Raw genomic sequence first — 14,658 nt, 5'->3', positions numbered from 1 at the left:
GAATGCCTGTCCCCGGCCCCTCCACTCCCGGCGCCCTTTATTAGGAGCAAGCGTCGTTTCTAGACATCAAACACGTGTCAAGGGTTATATATGGTCCAGCACTATTCTTTAACCGAGAGGGGAATAAAAGATGACGATTAATCCTTCAACTCTGCCGAGAAAAATGATGGAGGCCAGGACACTGCCTCCACCGGGGAGGCTAGTATCGATAAACGGGAAGGCCTATGTCGAGATTGCGGGCAGGAGGATTCCCCTGGGAGGGACCCTCCCCAAGCTTAAGCCCGGAGAGAAACATGTTAGGGTTACATCGACTCTATGCCCGTACTGTATGAGGCTAGTGCCCGGCAGGATCTTCGAGAGAGACGGCAAGATCTACATACGGAAGGTCTGCCCGGAGCACGGCGAGTTCGAGGAACTGTACTATGGCGATGCAAGGCTCTACTATAGAATGATGGCGTATGAGGAGACGGGCAAGGGCCCGGGCCAGGTCAAGGCCTACGTTGGCCTTTCAGCCCCGTGTCCCTTCAACTGTGGGCTATGCTCGATGCACGAGAACCATACGGCCCTGGCCAACCTCGTGGTTACAAACAGGTGTGACCTATCCTGCTTCTACTGTTTCTTCTACGCCGAGAAGGCTGGCTACGTCTACGAGCCAACGATAGAGCAACTGCGGGCCCAGGTAAGGCAGCTCAAGAGGCAGGGAGTCACTATGGCTATCCAGATAACCGGCGGAGAGCCGATGATGAGGAGCGATCTAGTCGATATAGTGAGGATGCTCAAGGAGGAGGGAGTCAGGCACGTACAGTTGAATACCAATGGTATATGGTTCGCTAAGACCTTCTTCGATGATCCAGAATACGCTGTACACTACACCAAGATGCTTAGGGAGGCTGGAGTCAACACCGTGTACATGAGCTTCGACGGCGTAACCCCCAAGGTGAACTGGAAGAACCACTGGGAGGTACCCTTTACCTTTGAGGTCTTCCGGAGGGCCGGCATGACTAGTGTAGTCCTAGTCCCTACCGTTATCAAGGGAATGAACGACCACGAGCTAGGCGACATCATACGGTTCGGCGCGAAGCACATGGATATCGTTAGGAGCGTCAACTTCCAGCCCGTCAGCCTGAGCGGGCAGCTCAAGAAGAAGGAGAGGGAGAGGATGAGGATAACTATTGCGGACGCCATAAACAAGATAGCCGAGCAGACCGACTACCAGATACCCCCGGAGGCCTGGTACCCCATCCCGGTGGCCGCCAAGTTCGCTAAGTTCGTCGAGGCCTGGACTGCTGTGCCGCAGTTCTGCATGTCGAACCACCCCATGTGCGGGGCTGGAACCTACATCTTCGTGGAGAGGGATGCCAATGGCCTAGCCAAGAGGTTCGTTCCGATAACCGAGTTCTTCGATGTCGACGCCTTCATAGAGTGGCTCGACGAGAAGAGGATATACCTTCTTGAGGGTAAGAGTAAGAAGATGCTCATGTTGAAGAGCACGCTAGACCTCAAGAAGTTCGTCGACACCAAGAAGATGCCCAAGGAGCTCAGCTTTACCAAGCTACTGTGGAACGTGTTCATAAAGAGGAACTACGACGCCTTAGGCCAGCTACACTATCACATGATGTTCCTCGGGATGATGCACTTCATGGACCTATACAATTATGACGTGACCCGGGTTAGGAGGTGTAACATACACTACACAGCGCCAGACGGCAGGATAATACCATTCTGCGCCTATAACGTGATGGAGAGCATCTACAGGGACTATGTGCTCAAACAATACTCAACAGACCTAGAGGCCTACAAGCACGAGATAGAGGTGAAGACCTTCAACCCAGGCGAGAAATACGACAGGAGCAAGTACATAGTGCGCATGAAGAACCACCCGATCTACAAGGAGGCATACAAGGGCATAATATTCTAGAGTGGGCGGCGGGGATAGAGCACTTCAAACCTAATATTAACCCAGCCCCCGCCGCACAAGCCCACAATCTCCTTTACACGAAGCCTCGCGACCTCGTTTTCACCGTCAAACCCCGGCCCCTCAAACACCGAGACTCCAGCCCCGAATACGTAGGGAGCCACCGTGACCCATACCTCATCGACAAGGCCCTCCCGGAGTAGGGCGAAGTTCAAGTGCCCTCCACCCTCAACCATAACCCTCCTAACACCCATGTCATACAGCATAGACCATGCACCAGCCAGGTCCACCCTCTCCACGCCAGCCTGGACTATCGTAACGCCCAGCTTCCTATAGGGCTCCAACTCGCCGGGCCCATGTCCACTGGTCGTGATAAGCACTGCGCCGGGCCTCTGGAATATCTGGGCTGTGGGAGGGACCCTCAGCTTTGAGTCAACAACACCCCGCATAGGCGATCTGCCGGGGACGCGGCGTACCGTGAGCTTTGGATCGTCGATCAGCGCTGTCCCGCTACCCACGATTACTATATCGCTCGCCGCCCTGATCTTGTGTTGTAGCTCGAAGTCCTCCCAGCAGGATAGCCTACTGTATCCTGTCTTCGAGGCGATTCTGCCGTCGATGGTCATGGTGGAGAAGATTACCGTATACGGTCTAGGCAAGGATCGTCCACCCGGGTGTCAAAGAATAAGTCCAGGCGGGGATATTATGGTAGCGGGGGCCATGGCTTGTCGTGCAAAGTGTATAGGGGCCAGGTTGATGTGAGGACTAGGAGCCGCTTCGATGTAGTCGACATCACGCGTAGGGTCGAGGACGTAGTTGCCGAGTCTGGAGTAAGGGATGGCATAGTACACGTCTTCGTACCCCATACCACGTGCGGGTTAACGATTAATGAGGCCGAGCCGGGCCTCATGAGGGACATAGTGGAGTTCCTGTCAAAGCATACAGAGCCCTCGGGAGACTGGATGCATAACAGGATAGACGACAACGCCCACGCCCACCTCGGGCAATCGATGCTAGGCCACCACGCCAGCCTCCCCCTAGCCAACGGCTCGCTGGTTAAGGGAACGTGGCAGAGCATCCTCCTAGTCGAGATGGACGGGCCGAGGACTAGGAGGGTTATTGTAACGGTGATCGGGGTTTAAGGGGGAAAGGGATGACCATCACCCTGAACCCAGAGCACTGCCTTCTCTGGGTGGTGCGGTGAAGATGTGGCGGCTGTGGGACCCCCTAGAAGCCTCTAGGAGTGGAAGGGCATGAGCGAGCCGCTATTCCCGTATACAGGGTTCAGGAAGGGGCAGAGGGAGGTTGCACTCCTCGTAAAGGAGGCTGTAGAGGATGGCGCGGTGCTTGCCGTGAGGGCTCCGACGGGCTTCGGCAAGACGGCCAGTATAATATATGGCCTATTGCTAGCTGGGGCGGAGAAGGTCCTCTACCTAGTCAGGACCGTTAACGAGCTATACCCGGTTGTCAGGGAGCTCAGGAGGTTTAGACAGCCCTTCACGCTCTTATTCAGTGCCAGGAGGAGTTGCCCTCTGATGTCGCTCGAAGGGAAGCCCCCTCCCCAGGAGGATTTCTGGGATAACTGCAGGCTAGCCAGGCTGAGGGGGCTATGCAGGTATTTCTCGAACGTGGATAAGGTGGCGGTCGAGGCAGTCATGGACATGATCTCTAGGTCCAGCGAGCCTCCCCTCATGCTTGCCAGGAGGATTGCAAGGGAGCTCGACTCCTGCCCCTTCTTCACCCTACGCAAGCTAGTTGACTCGTCCACGTTCATCGTAGCCACATACCCGTACCTGTTTAGAGCCGATATATTCCAGGGAGTCCTGGAACCCTACGACTACAGTGACTTCATAGTCGTCGTGGACGAGGCACACACCCTAGCCACGGTAAACAACCTGCTGGAGCAGAGGCTGAAAACGTCCACGATCGAGAAGAGCATAGAGGAGGTCGAGAAGTACCTCCCCGAGGCCAGACTCGTGGTACAGGAGCTACAGGATCTTCTAGTCGTCTTGAGGAGGCTCAAGCCCAGGAAGCTGGAGAAGCCTAGGAGGATCGACAAAGAGGAGATACTCGGAGAGGGACTCGACCTCAGCGTTATCCTAGACGCGGCCGAGGAGGTCCGTGATAAGAAGCTTGAAGAGGCCTTGCTAAGCGGGGGGAACGTCCTCCTGGGAAGGGTTAGGACCTGGATCTCCAGGGTGGCTTCCTGGCTCTCGATCCTGGTCCTCCCCGAGTCGCGCCTGTTCGTGGAACCCGGCGAGGAGGAGCCCGAGTACGTGACACTCCCAATGGATCCAGCGGTGGTTGTGAGGACTCCATTGCAGAATGCTAGAGCTGTCATACTGGCCAGCGGCACACTCCCTAGAGGGGATTTCGTGCGGGAGCTTCTCGGCGTGGAGAGACAGGTCAAGTATGTGGATACCGATGTGGCCTTTGGGAGGTTCGTGCACTTCGACAACATCTATACAGTCGTCGCGCGGGACGTCACTACCCGCTACAGGGAGCGGTCGGCCTACATGTATAAGAGGCTCTCGGCCTATGTAGCCGCTATAGCCGGCGGGCTCCCCGGGTTGAAGTTATTCGTATACCCTAGCTACGAGGTCATGAAAGAGGTAGTGTCTCGTCTACCAGTGAATCTAGACGTCCTAGTCGAGTCGCGCGGCACCAGTATAGACGAGGTAGAGGAGTGGATCCGGGAGTCGCCCGAGGTGAGTGTGCACGCCGTGGCTAGTGGAAAGCTGGTCGAGGGCGTCGAGTTCACCGATGAACAGGGTAGGAACCTGCTCCATATAGTGGCCCTTGTGGGCGTACCATACCCACAGCCAGACGACTATAGTAGGACTATGGAGGAGGACCTTGAGGCTAGGATAGGGAGGAGCCGCGCCCGCTACTACGTGTTTGATTTCCAGACTATCGTGAGGATAAAACAGGCCCTCGGCAGGGCCACGCGTTCCCCCGAGGACCGCGCTGTCTACTTCCTCCTAGACTATCGGTATCTGAGGAGGGATCTCCGGGTGCAACTGGAGGTCCCTGTCTCCAGGGTGGTGTCCAGCTTGTCCGGGTTGGCCTCCGCTATAGCGGAGGCCCGTGCGAGGTTAGCGGTCTACTCCTCCTCTTCTAGGAACGACTCTAACGCGTCGTAGACGTCGAGTATTGCTTCCCTGGTCAGTCTTCTAACCTTGAAGCCGGCCTCTTCCAGCTTCCTGACGGCGTAATCCACCACTTGTACGAGCACCTCTACGACGTCCTCTAGCTCTGCCCTCGGATCCACTTCTGCATCCAATAGTTCCTCGATCGACTCGTCGATGCCCTCTCCGACCTTAAGCTCGACGGCATACACTCCTTCGCCTCTGGGCTCCACGATTATCCTTATAGGGTACTCGCCGTGTAGAATGACTAGCACGCCATTGTCCAGGTCGACGCTAGGCTTCAAACCGTACCTAGCAGCGTACTCCGAGATGGACTTTAATGCGTCCTCCCGTGTCATAGCCACCATTGCCTCAACACCCTATTGCTACAAGGAATGCACTCCCATAATTAATACGATACCCTGCGGCCCTAGAGGCTACGCAGCTCGACCTCGCCAGTATCGTAATCTATTACCGCGTATCTACCCTTGGCCAGGGGACCCGGGTTGACGAAGATGATGCCATCCCTCTCCTCGAATCCGGAGCTCTCATGTATATGGCCGAAGACGTGTACCCTGGGCTTCAGGGATGATATAATGTCCCAGAGCTCCTTCAAGCCGGCCCTCAACCCTATGAAAGTCCTATCCAGTACCCCGCGCGGGGGGTGATGTGATACGAGCACATCCACCCCGCTGGAGGGGCTTAGGGACTGGAGCATCCTTATATTGCCGACGACCTCCATACCCCCTATGCCAGCGAAGACCAGGCCCTCTACCTCAACCATCCTCCCATCCAGCAAAGCGCCCTTGGCGCGTAGAAGCCTAGCAACCCCGGGGTTGTCTATGTTGCCCGTAACCGCTACGGCGGGGGCCCCAGCCTCCTCTAGGAACAGCTCTACGGTGTCGACGCACTCGAAGTCGCCCGAGGAGACGACGAGGTCGTAGGAGGCTGAGTCGAATACCTTCCTGAGCTTGTCGTTGCGACAGTGTATGTCTGTCACGTGGAGGATCCGGGTCATGGATTATATTGCACCCGCGTCCGTTAGTAATGTTCAGCCGTCTATTATACCTTTATATATTAAGACTCCAGGCGCCTCACCAGCCTCCTCAACCGCGCTAGCACGCGCGACTTCGTCTCAACTCCAAGCCTAGCCTCCTCAACCGCCTCCAAGAGGAACTGGTAGGCTTTGAGAGCAGTCTCCCTGTCAAAGGGGTAGGGGACCCCGTCTTTCCCTCCGATCGCGTAGGAGTATGCGAATGGGTCTAGCGGGTGGGATAGAGGGTCCCTCACGCTAGTAGGGACCCCGTAGAGTATATCCGCGATGAGGGCTAGGGCCCTCACAACCCTGGGCCCTAGCCCGGGGGCTATGGCTAGGTCGCGTTCATCGGTGACCTGGTAGTTGCCTATGGTCTCGAACGACTTGAGGAGCTGCCTTGAAGGTTTCACGGGCCTGTAGTAGGGCTTCACCCGTGGGGGAGGGTCCCTCCCGCTGGATACGTAGTCGAGGAGCGAGGGTTTGCCCTGGATCACCCGGTTGGCTTCCTCCAGGTACCTGGCTATGCGCCGTGGCCCATCCTGGATTAGGTCAATGTACATCCTGCGGGCCTTTCTGCTCTCGGAGGCCGTTGCATTGAGCAGTACACTGGCCCGGAGGCCTGCGACGCCCGAGTGGGGTTCCTCTAGGTCGAAGCGTGTTACGTGGTATCTCCTGGCCATTCCGGTGGCCGTGTTCATGCCCTGCTGCACGACTATATACTCTCCCATCCTAGTCACTGCGAGGGCGTGTATGTATAGCTCGTACCCGTCCTGCAGGAATGCAGAGTCTACCCTAGCGGCCGTCTTACTGGCCCTCCTCAGCTCTGATGCATCCAGGCCGTAGGCTTCGCCCGCCTTCTCGGCCTCTTCGGGTAGCTTCTTCATGCTGCTTCCCTTACCGCCTAGGACTAGTATCCCGCGGTCGTGGCCTTCCCAGGTTATCCTCTTCAGTATCCCCACGACGACCGTCGTGCTCCCGCTGCTGTCCCAGTCCATGCCTATTACGTTATTGAAGGCCTGGAACCATAGTGGGTCGGCTAGCATGGCTAGCACTGCTGAGGGACCCTTTACCTCAACCATGTAATCTATTATGGCCCTGGCTAGCTTTGTCATGACCTCCAGCATCCATTGAGGGACCCTCCCGTGGTGTAGAGGGAGGTCCGCTATGCCCGGCATCGCCTCTGGCCTCTAGTATTAAGCCTGGCCCCGTACTACTATTTCTAGCCCTCGCACCCCCGTTGATCCCTCGGCATTGCTGCTTAATTCAAATCCCTATTTTCATTATTAATATATTTATACCTGTATCACGGTTATTATCCCTTGAGGTGTCTCTCACATGCACCCTTATGCGAGGATACTCGATGAAATAATCAGCCTACTCAACACGGACTTATACGGTCTACGGGGAGTTATAGGCGAAAGACTACTTGTATCGGCTCTACGCGAGGGCAAGACCAACGTCTACACCTACGATGGGAGCAGGCTCGTGAAGCTCAACGAGAAGCCTGTTAACGGCGTCCTCGAAGCCAAGTACAATGTATCCAAGGCCATTATAATGAGGGACGTCGCCAAGGGCAGGGAACAGTACATGCTATACGAGATCGACCCTGACGCGCCAGGGGTCGAGAAGCCCGTTGAGGGCGTCGAGCCAGCTCGTATACTAGGCGGCTCCTACGACGACGAGGTTCTAGTGTACGGGGCAGCGACCATGGCTGAAAACGCGATATTCCTTGTTAGAGACGGTAAGAGGAGTAAGGTAGCCACGCTCCCGGGCTTCGCCGCCGTGATAGACCATAAGTGGCCTATAGCGGTCGGCATCGGAGCCCTAAAGCCCACCACGGGGAAGTTCCAGCTCTTCATAGCAGACCTAGAGAAGGGGGACGTCAAAATCCACGAGAGGCCTGATGGGAGCATACTCATGGCCAGGATAGCCCCCGACGACTCCATAGTCTATACACTCGACAGGAGCGATAACGCGGTGTTGATGAAGCTAGACCCAGCCACAATGGAGGACAGCGAACTTTCACTGCCAGGAGATGACCTTAAAGAGTACAAGCCCGTCTCGTTCAACTACATCGGGTACACGCCAGGAGGGTCCCTCATCGCGGTGGCCAGGAAAAACGGCAGGAGCAAGATATTCCTAGACGGGCGTCTAGTAAAGGCCCCAGAAGGGATCCATGGAGCAGTCTACGAGTGGAAGGGCGGGCTTGCAGTAACGCATACCAGCCTCTCGCTCCCACCCAGGATCATAAAGCTGGGAGGCAACGACTATGAGGTCCTACTAACCGGGTCCGTGCCAAGCAATGTAACCGGGGCGCTAGGTAGCAGTGGGTTTGCTCTAGTCGAGAGCTTCGACGGGGAGAGGGTCCCAGTGTTCTATCTAGAGAGCAATAGGGCCTCCAAGCCAGGCCCCACAGTGGTATTAGTGCATGGGGGTCCCTTCGCCGAGGACGCCGATATGTGGAACGTACTAGCAGGAGGCCTGGCCTTGGCCGGCTTCCACGTTCTAATGGTGAATTACAGGGGTAGCACTGGCTATGGTGAGAGGTGGAGGCTGAAGATTATAGGCGATCCCTGTGGGGGCGAGCTGGAGGATATTATCAGCGCTACCAGATGGGCTATGGAATCGGGATTAGCCAGCCACGTGTACATAATGGGGTACAGCTATGGAGGCTACATGACTATGTGCGCCCTCACGAAGAAGCCCGGCGAGTACAAGGCCGGCGTCGCCGGGGCTAGCGTCGTCGATTGGAGGGAGATGTACGAGTTGAGTGACGCCGCGTTCAAGTCATTCATACACATGGTGTTCGGCGGGAGAACAGAGCTGTGGGATGATAGGAGTCCCATCAACTTCGTCGAGAACCTGAGGGACCCCCTGATGATCATACACCCCCAGAATGATTCGAGGACTCCCCTGAAACCGGTCCTCCGCTTCATGGATAAGGCCGCCGAGCATGGCAAGACGTTCGAGGCATATATTGCACCTGACATGGGCCATACTGTCAACACCGTGGAGGACGCGTTGAAGATACTGTGGCCGGCAGTGCAGTTCCTGCTGCGCCAGGAGGGTTCCGTTGAGAAGTAGTCTCCGGAGAGCGGTGGTGGACGACACCTCGTATATGTGCTGAGATATATCTTGCATGTAACGTATATGCTTCCAGGGCTAGCGCATGGGGTCATATGTCGAGAAGGCTAGGACGGGCTACCTCGATACAGGCACCCGTTTTCCCCGTGAGATCATATGGGGTATGGGGCTGGTAAAGGCTGCCGCGGCTGAGGCCAATTACAGGCTAGGCCTACTCTCCCCTGACAAGTATAGGGCTATCAAGGCCGAGGCCCTAAGGCTCGCCGACGGCAAATACGATAGAGACATCGATGTTGACGTCTTCCAGACTGGGAGCGGGACCGGGCTCAACCTAAACGTGAACGAGGTAATAGCCAGGAAAGCATGGGAGAATCACGGCGTAAAAGTCCATCCACTCGACGACGTGAACATGAGCCAGAGTAGCAACGACGTCGTCCCAACAGCCATCCGTCTGGCTGCCTTAAAAACGGGGGTCAAGGTCAGAGACTCCCTTAGGAGGCTAATCGATGTACTGTCGAGGTATGTTGAGGAGTATAGCGGGTTAGTGAAGCCTGGGAGGACGCATCTAAGAGACGCGCTCCCGGTAACACTCGGCCAGGAACTCTCAGCTTATCTAGACGCTTTCAGGCACGACTACAGGCTACTGGGCCATGCGTTAGAGTACGTGGGAGAGGTTCCTCTAGGCGGCACCGCTGTCGGCACGGGGGTCAATTCGCCCGAGGGGTACAGGGATCTTGCCATAAACGAGCTTGCCAGGCTCTCGGGGCTACCGGTCTCACCGGCGAACACCTTCAGAGCCATGCGGTTGTTAACCGATATAGTTCTCTTGAGCTCCGTCTACAGGGTTATAGCCCTAGAGCTGTGGAGGCTATCCCAGGACCTTAGGCTTATGTTCAGCGGGCCCTTCACCGGGATTGGCGAGATAGACATTAGACAGGATATCCCCGGGAGCAGTATTATGCCTGGTAAGAGGAATCCCGTGACCCTAGAGGCTATAATGCAAGCCTCTACACAGGCCGTCGGCATCGACGCCACGATATCCAACGCCTCTATGCTGGGCGAGTTCGAGCTGAGCATGGGTATACCCGTCACGGGGTATAATGTAGTGGTTCAAGCCAAGCTATTATTGGAGGCCCTCGGCAAGATGAGCGATCTCGTCCTACCCAGTATCGAGCCTAGGCCCGATAGGATGAGGAGCCTGGCCTACAGGAGCGCTGCGTTATTGACTGTGCTGTCGCCTGTGCTGGGCTATGATAGGGTGGCCGCTATAGTTAAGAGGCTCCAGGAGGGGGCTTCTCTAGAGGAGGCGTTAGAGGAGGCTGGACTGGAGCCGGACCGGGTTAGGGAGTTGCTCGACCTGGAAAAAATGGTTAAGCCATATAGGATCGAGAAGTAGTGGGGTTTTTATAAAAACAGCTATTTCTCCACCTTTACCATGTACCCAGCGAATATCCTCTTGAACGCGCTAGAGTCTATCAATGGTTTCCCACTTATCTCTACCCTCTGCTTCGACGGTGGTTTATTGTGGTAGCTGGGTATGCGCATCTCCAATCTGTCCTCTATGGTATCCCGGGTTCTGTCCTCGTAGAATACCCCGACGGGTATCCTGTCCCCCCACTCCCATGCCTTTGACAGGGCTAGGCCTAGCTTCTTAGGCCTCTCGGAGGGATCGGCGACTACTGGGTCCCAGCCCTCCTCTTGTTCCAGGTGGTATATCCTCTTCCTGTACCACTGGGTCGTGTAGATGTCGTTGTAGGTTACGCAGGGCTGGAGGACGTCTACTACGGCTGCCCCCTTGTGTTGTATCGCCCTCTTTAGAATGTCCTTCAGGTGGTCTATGTTCATTGCAAAGGCTCTTGCCACGAAGGTGTACCCGCTTGTGAGTGCTAGCGCTATCGGGTTCACTGCATCCTGTAGGTTGGGTTTCGGCAGGGCCTTCGTCTTTACGCCGGCTGGTAGTGTGGGGCTTGCCTGCCCCTTCGTGAGACCATATACCTGGTTGTCGTGTATGATCACCGTTATGTCGAGGTTCCTCCTGCCCAGTGCGACGAAGTGTCCCGCTCCTATGCCTAGTAGGTCTCCGTCTCCCCCGTTGACTATGACTGTTAACTCTGGGTTGGATAGCTTGATGCCTGTAGCGAAGGGTATAGCTCTGCCGTGGAGCGTGTGGACGCCGTTGGCATAGATGAAGTGTGGTGTCTTGCCGCTACACCCTATCCCGGATACTATAGCGACCTGCCATGGCTCTAGTTCCAGCTCTTTCAGCGCCTTTTGCATGGCTGCGAGTATGCCGAAGTCCCCGCACCCGGGGCACCAGTCTATCCAGACTTCTGTCTTGTAGTCCATTCTAAGCCCCATAGCTTAACACCTCCTTCGAGGAGGATCCCTCTAGTATGCGTAGGACTGCTAGCCCGAGCTCGTTAACGTATATGGGCCTGCCAGTCCACTTTAAGATGTATTTCTTGAAAACAAAACCTGTATTCATAGTAGTCACCTTGGCCGCCATGCTCTCATAGTTAGCCTCGACCGCTATGACCCTCTCCGGGTCGTACCTAGAGAGGATCTCGCTCACATACTCCCTAGGGAAGGGCTCGAAGATCCTTAGGTGCAGGTACGAGCCCCTGTAGCCTTCCCTCCTCAGTAAGTCGAGCACCTCCAGGGATGCTCCTTTTGTGGTCCCCCATCCGACTAGTAGGAAGTCCTCGCCGTCGCCGTATAGTATAGCTCTCTCCTCCTGAGGTATCTCCTCGTGCGCTATCTCTAGTTTCTTCATGCGTAGCTCGTGCATCTCAAGCCTGTTTATCGGGTCCTCGTTTATATGACCCTCCTCGTCGTGTTCGTCCCCGGTATACCAGATTACCGTTCCTTTGCTGCCTAGTAGTGCTCTCGGCGTTATCGGTTTTCCGTCTTTCTTGAACCTCTTGTAACCGGGTCCTGGCTTTTCTGCTATGAGGCCCCTGTCTATTAGTACCTCCTCTGGCCTCGGCGGCGGTATTGTTACGGTGGAGTTCGCCAGGAACTTGTCTAGTAAGTGTATCACTGGCAGCTGGTATCGCTCGGCCCAGTTCATAGCCTTTATCGCGTCGTAGAAGGCTTCTTCGTGGTCTCCGCTCGATACTACTATCCTGGGGAACTCGCCGTGGCTTGAGAAGAGGGCTGAGAACAGGTCCTGTTGTCCTCCCCTAGTCGGTAGGCCCGTGCTGGGTCCTCCCCTCTGGTAGTACGTTATGACTACTGGGACCTCGTTTATACCAGCCCACCCAAGAGCCTCTACCATGAGGTCGAATCCTGGCCCGCTCGTCGCCGTCGCCGCCCGGGTCCCGGTTAGCGCGCTTCCTATAGCCGCCGATATAGCTGCTATCTCGTCCTCGGTCTGGAAGACGACGACTCCTCCCAGCTCGTCGCTATAGGCGCTTAGGTCTTCGTGTGATTCTATAGTGAAGCTCTCGTCGGCGGCCGGGGTTATCGGGTAGTAGCTCTGGAACCTGAGTCCACCAACTATCTTGCCTATCGCGACTATCTCGTTCCCGTTGACGACCAGGTACTCTTCGGGCGGGTCTATCGGGTCACTCACCCTTATTTTCCCTTTTAGCTCGCTTGTCTTCTCGTAGATTAGCTGTGAGAGCTTCATGTTCTCCTCTATTATCTTCTCCTTGGCCATGAACCTCCTCTTGAAGCCCCTCCTTAGCTCCTCTAGCGTTAGCCCTGTGATGTTTGCTATCGTCGCGACTAGTATAGTGTTTATGTACCTTTTTGCCTGGTATCTGGGGATCTTTAGGAGTTCGGCGAACTCGTTTAGTATAGCCTGGTAGTCTAGTCCTAGGGGTAGGGCGCCTAGGCGGTCTCTCGCGTATTCTAGGGCGCCCTTGATTGTTGCCTCGTATCCTGTTGTCTCTAGGATGCTCTTTATCCTATCCTTTAGTTGTCTCTCCATGGTTGGCACGTTGGCTAGCTTCGTCGCCGTGCTTCTAGAGTCGTATATTATTATCGTGCCCTGTACCGCTTCGGTGAAGTGTGTGAATATAGTCTCGGGGTCTATCCCGGCTATGATGTCTGGGGCTTCTGCTGGGGCTAGTGGTTGTCTCGCTGGGTTTACCCTTAGGTTTATGTAGCTGTGCTTGCCTTTTATGTTGGAGAAGTATTCTCGCATGGAGTATACCCTGTATCCCCTTATCGCATACGCCGCCGATAGTATCTGCGACGCGGTCTCTAGGCCCGTGCCTTGCGGCCCTCCGAGTAGTAGGCGGATCTCTTCTCTTGGAGCGTCTCCCAACTCTATTCACCGGCTCCATCCTACCCTATAACTTTAACGGTGTTAAATAACATTATGTAAGTAAACCCCGTTAAAGACAATAAAATAAATCCTATTAAGCTATAGACGACGCCACCGATATAACCTCATCGTAATCCGGCTCTACTCTGGGATCGTCGCTAACCCACTTCCAAGCAACCCTGCCCTCTCCATCTATGATGAAGACCGCTCTCTTAGCCAGATAGCGCAACCCTAGTATCTCGTCGTGGACAACTCCATACAGCCTGATGACCTCCCTGTTATAGTCGCTCAGTAAGGGGAACTGTAGCCTGTTTGCGGCTTTGAATTCCTTCAGGCACCAGGGGCTGTCGGTGCTTATCCCCACGACTGTCGCATTGGCCTTCTCCAGCTTCGCCATCTTGTCCCTGAAAGCGCATAGCTCTGCCGTGCAGACGGGGCTGAAGGCTGCTGGGAAGAAGACCAGGATGACTGGCTTGCCTTCTCCTAGGAGTTGCTTTAGTGTGACCTGGTTGAAGTTCTCGTCCGGCAACCTGAAGTCGGGCGCTATATCGCCTACCTCGACCACGTAGTTCCACCGGTTACTTTAAGTCTGGTAGTTATAAGTATTAGATTTGGGTATATATTATATTAAAAGAATATAAAATTGTTTTATTATCTCAGTGCTTCCTCTGTCCGAGCCTGGCATTCAACATGAGCACGGCCTGTGGGGTCTCGCCGCTGAACTCCAATAACTGTAGTATCTCCTGGAAGGTCTTCTCCTCTTCTACCTGCTCCGTCACAAACCAGTGCAGGAATACCTCCGTCGGCTTGTCGTCGAGCTTCCTAGCCAGATCCACGAGGTCGTTTATGTGCTTGGTTATCGTCTTCTCGTGCTCTAGGGCCTCCCTGAACACGTCTGTCACGCTCTTCCACTCCCTAGGGGGCTCGTCTACCTTGTATAGCTCCACCCTGCCTCCACGGTCGTTTATGAATTCGTAGAACTTCATTGCATGCTCCAACTCCTCCTTGGCCTGTACCTTCATCCAGTGGGCGAACCCGCCGAGGCCTTTGTCGTCGAAGTACGCTGCCATTGAGAGGTATAGGTACGCCGAGTACAGTTCCCTGTTTAATTGCTTGTTTAACTCGTCCTGTAGCTCCTTTGGGATCAAGACTCCTCACATTTCGGCCCTGTGAATCACACCGATATATATCATTTAGTACAGTATATTATATAAACTATAAT

At 55.2% G+C, this 14,658-nt stretch carries 13 protein-coding genes; 5 read left to right on the top strand and 8 right to left on the bottom strand.

Features of this window, described 5'->3' with window-relative positions; translation table 11 throughout:
* Positions 1-130 precede the first annotated feature (130 nt).
* Positions 131-1,918, top strand: coding sequence for a radical SAM protein (locus F7C38_04740; protein MCE4600855.1), 1,788 nt, complete (start codon positions 131-133; stop codon positions 1,916-1,918).
* Here the strand turns inward: F7C38_04740 and F7C38_04735 are convergent.
* Positions 1,915-2,574, bottom strand: coding sequence for a 2,5-diamino-6-(ribosylamino)-4(3H)-pyrimidinone 5'-phosphate reductase (locus tag F7C38_04735; GenBank protein MCE4600854.1), 660 nt, complete (start codon positions 2,572-2,574; stop codon positions 1,915-1,917). The genes F7C38_04740 and F7C38_04735 overlap by 4 nt on opposite strands.
* 66 nt (positions 2,575-2,640) lie before the next feature.
* Between F7C38_04735 and F7C38_04730 the strand changes: the two genes are divergently transcribed.
* Together F7C38_04730 and F7C38_04725 are read left to right on the top strand one after the other, a co-directional pair.
* Positions 2,641-3,057, top strand: coding sequence for a secondary thiamine-phosphate synthase enzyme YjbQ (locus F7C38_04730; protein MCE4600853.1), 417 nt, complete (start codon positions 2,641-2,643; stop codon positions 3,055-3,057).
* Positions 3,058-3,168: 111 nt separating this feature from the next.
* Positions 3,169-5,058, top strand: a complete 1,890-nt coding sequence (locus tag F7C38_04725; GenBank protein ID MCE4600852.1) for an ATP-dependent DNA helicase — start codon at positions 3,169-3,171, stop codon at positions 5,056-5,058.
* On the opposite strand, the gene F7C38_04720 is transcribed toward F7C38_04725, so the two are convergent.
* From F7C38_04720 to F7C38_04710, 3 genes are all read right to left on the bottom strand, one after another.
* The gene (locus F7C38_04720; protein ID MCE4600851.1) at positions 5,019-5,411 is read right to left on the bottom strand and encodes a hypothetical protein; all 393 of its coding nucleotides are present in this window, start codon (positions 5,409-5,411) and stop codon (positions 5,019-5,021) included. The genes F7C38_04725 and F7C38_04720 overlap by 40 nt on opposite strands.
* A gap of 62 nt (positions 5,412-5,473) precedes the next feature.
* Positions 5,474-6,061, bottom strand: coding sequence for a metallophosphoesterase family protein (locus F7C38_04715; GenBank protein MCE4600850.1), 588 nt, complete (start codon positions 6,059-6,061; stop codon positions 5,474-5,476).
* 59 nt (positions 6,062-6,120) lie between these two features.
* Positions 6,121-7,254, bottom strand: coding sequence for a DUF763 domain-containing protein (locus F7C38_04710; GenBank protein ID MCE4600849.1), 1,134 nt, complete (start codon positions 7,252-7,254; stop codon positions 6,121-6,123).
* Positions 7,255-7,414: 160 nt separating this feature from the next.
* Between F7C38_04710 and F7C38_04705 the strand changes: the two genes are divergently transcribed.
* The gene (locus tag F7C38_04705) at positions 7,415-9,163 is read left to right on the top strand and encodes a S9 family peptidase (protein ID MCE4600848.1); all 1,749 of its coding nucleotides are present in this window, start codon (positions 7,415-7,417) and stop codon (positions 9,161-9,163) included.
* Between the two features lie 85 nt (positions 9,164-9,248).
* Complete coding sequence (locus F7C38_04700) at positions 9,249-10,559, top strand: fumarate hydratase (protein MCE4600847.1); 1,311 nt, start codon at positions 9,249-9,251, stop codon at positions 10,557-10,559.
* Positions 10,560-10,579: 20 nt separating this feature from the next.
* On the opposite strand, the gene F7C38_04695 is transcribed toward F7C38_04700, so the two are convergent.
* From F7C38_04695 to F7C38_04680, 4 genes are all read right to left on the bottom strand, one after another.
* Entirely contained in the window at positions 10,580-11,521 is a 942-nt protein-coding gene (locus tag F7C38_04695; protein ID MCE4600846.1) for a 2-oxoacid:ferredoxin oxidoreductase subunit beta, read from the bottom strand.
* Positions 11,511-13,436 carry a 2-oxoacid:acceptor oxidoreductase subunit alpha gene (locus F7C38_04690; GenBank protein ID MCE4600845.1) on the bottom strand — a complete coding sequence of 642 codons (1,926 nt, stop codon included), beginning with the start codon at positions 13,434-13,436 and terminating at the stop codon, positions 11,511-11,513. The genes F7C38_04695 and F7C38_04690 overlap by 11 nt, the downstream gene beginning before the upstream one ends.
* 94 nt (positions 13,437-13,530) lie before the next feature.
* Positions 13,531-14,001: a peroxiredoxin gene (locus F7C38_04685; GenBank protein ID MCE4600844.1), complete on the bottom strand. Its 471-nt coding sequence runs from the start codon at positions 13,999-14,001 to the stop codon at positions 13,531-13,533.
* A gap of 91 nt (positions 14,002-14,092) precedes the next feature.
* Complete coding sequence (locus tag F7C38_04680) at positions 14,093-14,584, bottom strand: ferritin (GenBank protein ID MCE4600843.1); 492 nt, start codon at positions 14,582-14,584, stop codon at positions 14,093-14,095.
* Between the last annotated feature and the right edge of the window lie 74 nt (positions 14,585-14,658).

This window comes from Candidatus Thermodiscus eudorianus, from assembly GCA_015521085.1.
In the GTDB taxonomy this organism is placed as follows: Archaea; Thermoproteota; Thermoprotei_A; order Sulfolobales; family Acidilobaceae; genus Thermodiscus; species Thermodiscus eudorianus.
The sequence above is the reverse complement of the archived record's forward strand: the minus strand, read 5'-3'. Positions and strand labels throughout refer to the sequence as shown.

Coding starts and splice junctions, on each gene's coding strand:
- F7C38_04695 (MCE4600846.1), bottom strand. CDS start 11,521: ATGGGGCTTAGAATGGACTACAAGACAGAAGTCTGGATAGACTGGTGC.
- F7C38_04720 (MCE4600851.1), bottom strand. CDS start 5,411: ATGGTGGCTATGACACGGGAGGACGCATTAAAGTCCATCTCGGAGTAC.
- F7C38_04725 (MCE4600852.1), top strand. CDS start 3,169: ATGAGCGAGCCGCTATTCCCGTATACAGGGTTCAGGAAGGGGCAGAGG.
- F7C38_04710 (MCE4600849.1), bottom strand. CDS start 7,254: ATGCCGGGCATAGCGGACCTCCCTCTACACCACGGGAGGGTCCCTCAA.
- F7C38_04705 (MCE4600848.1), top strand. CDS start 7,415: ATGCACCCTTATGCGAGGATACTCGATGAAATAATCAGCCTACTCAAC.
- F7C38_04715 (MCE4600850.1), bottom strand. CDS start 6,061: ATGACCCGGATCCTCCACGTGACAGACATACACTGTCGCAACGACAAG.
- F7C38_04740 (MCE4600855.1), top strand. CDS start 131: ATGACGATTAATCCTTCAACTCTGCCGAGAAAAATGATGGAGGCCAGG.
- F7C38_04700 (MCE4600847.1), top strand. CDS start 9,249: ATGGGGTCATATGTCGAGAAGGCTAGGACGGGCTACCTCGATACAGGC.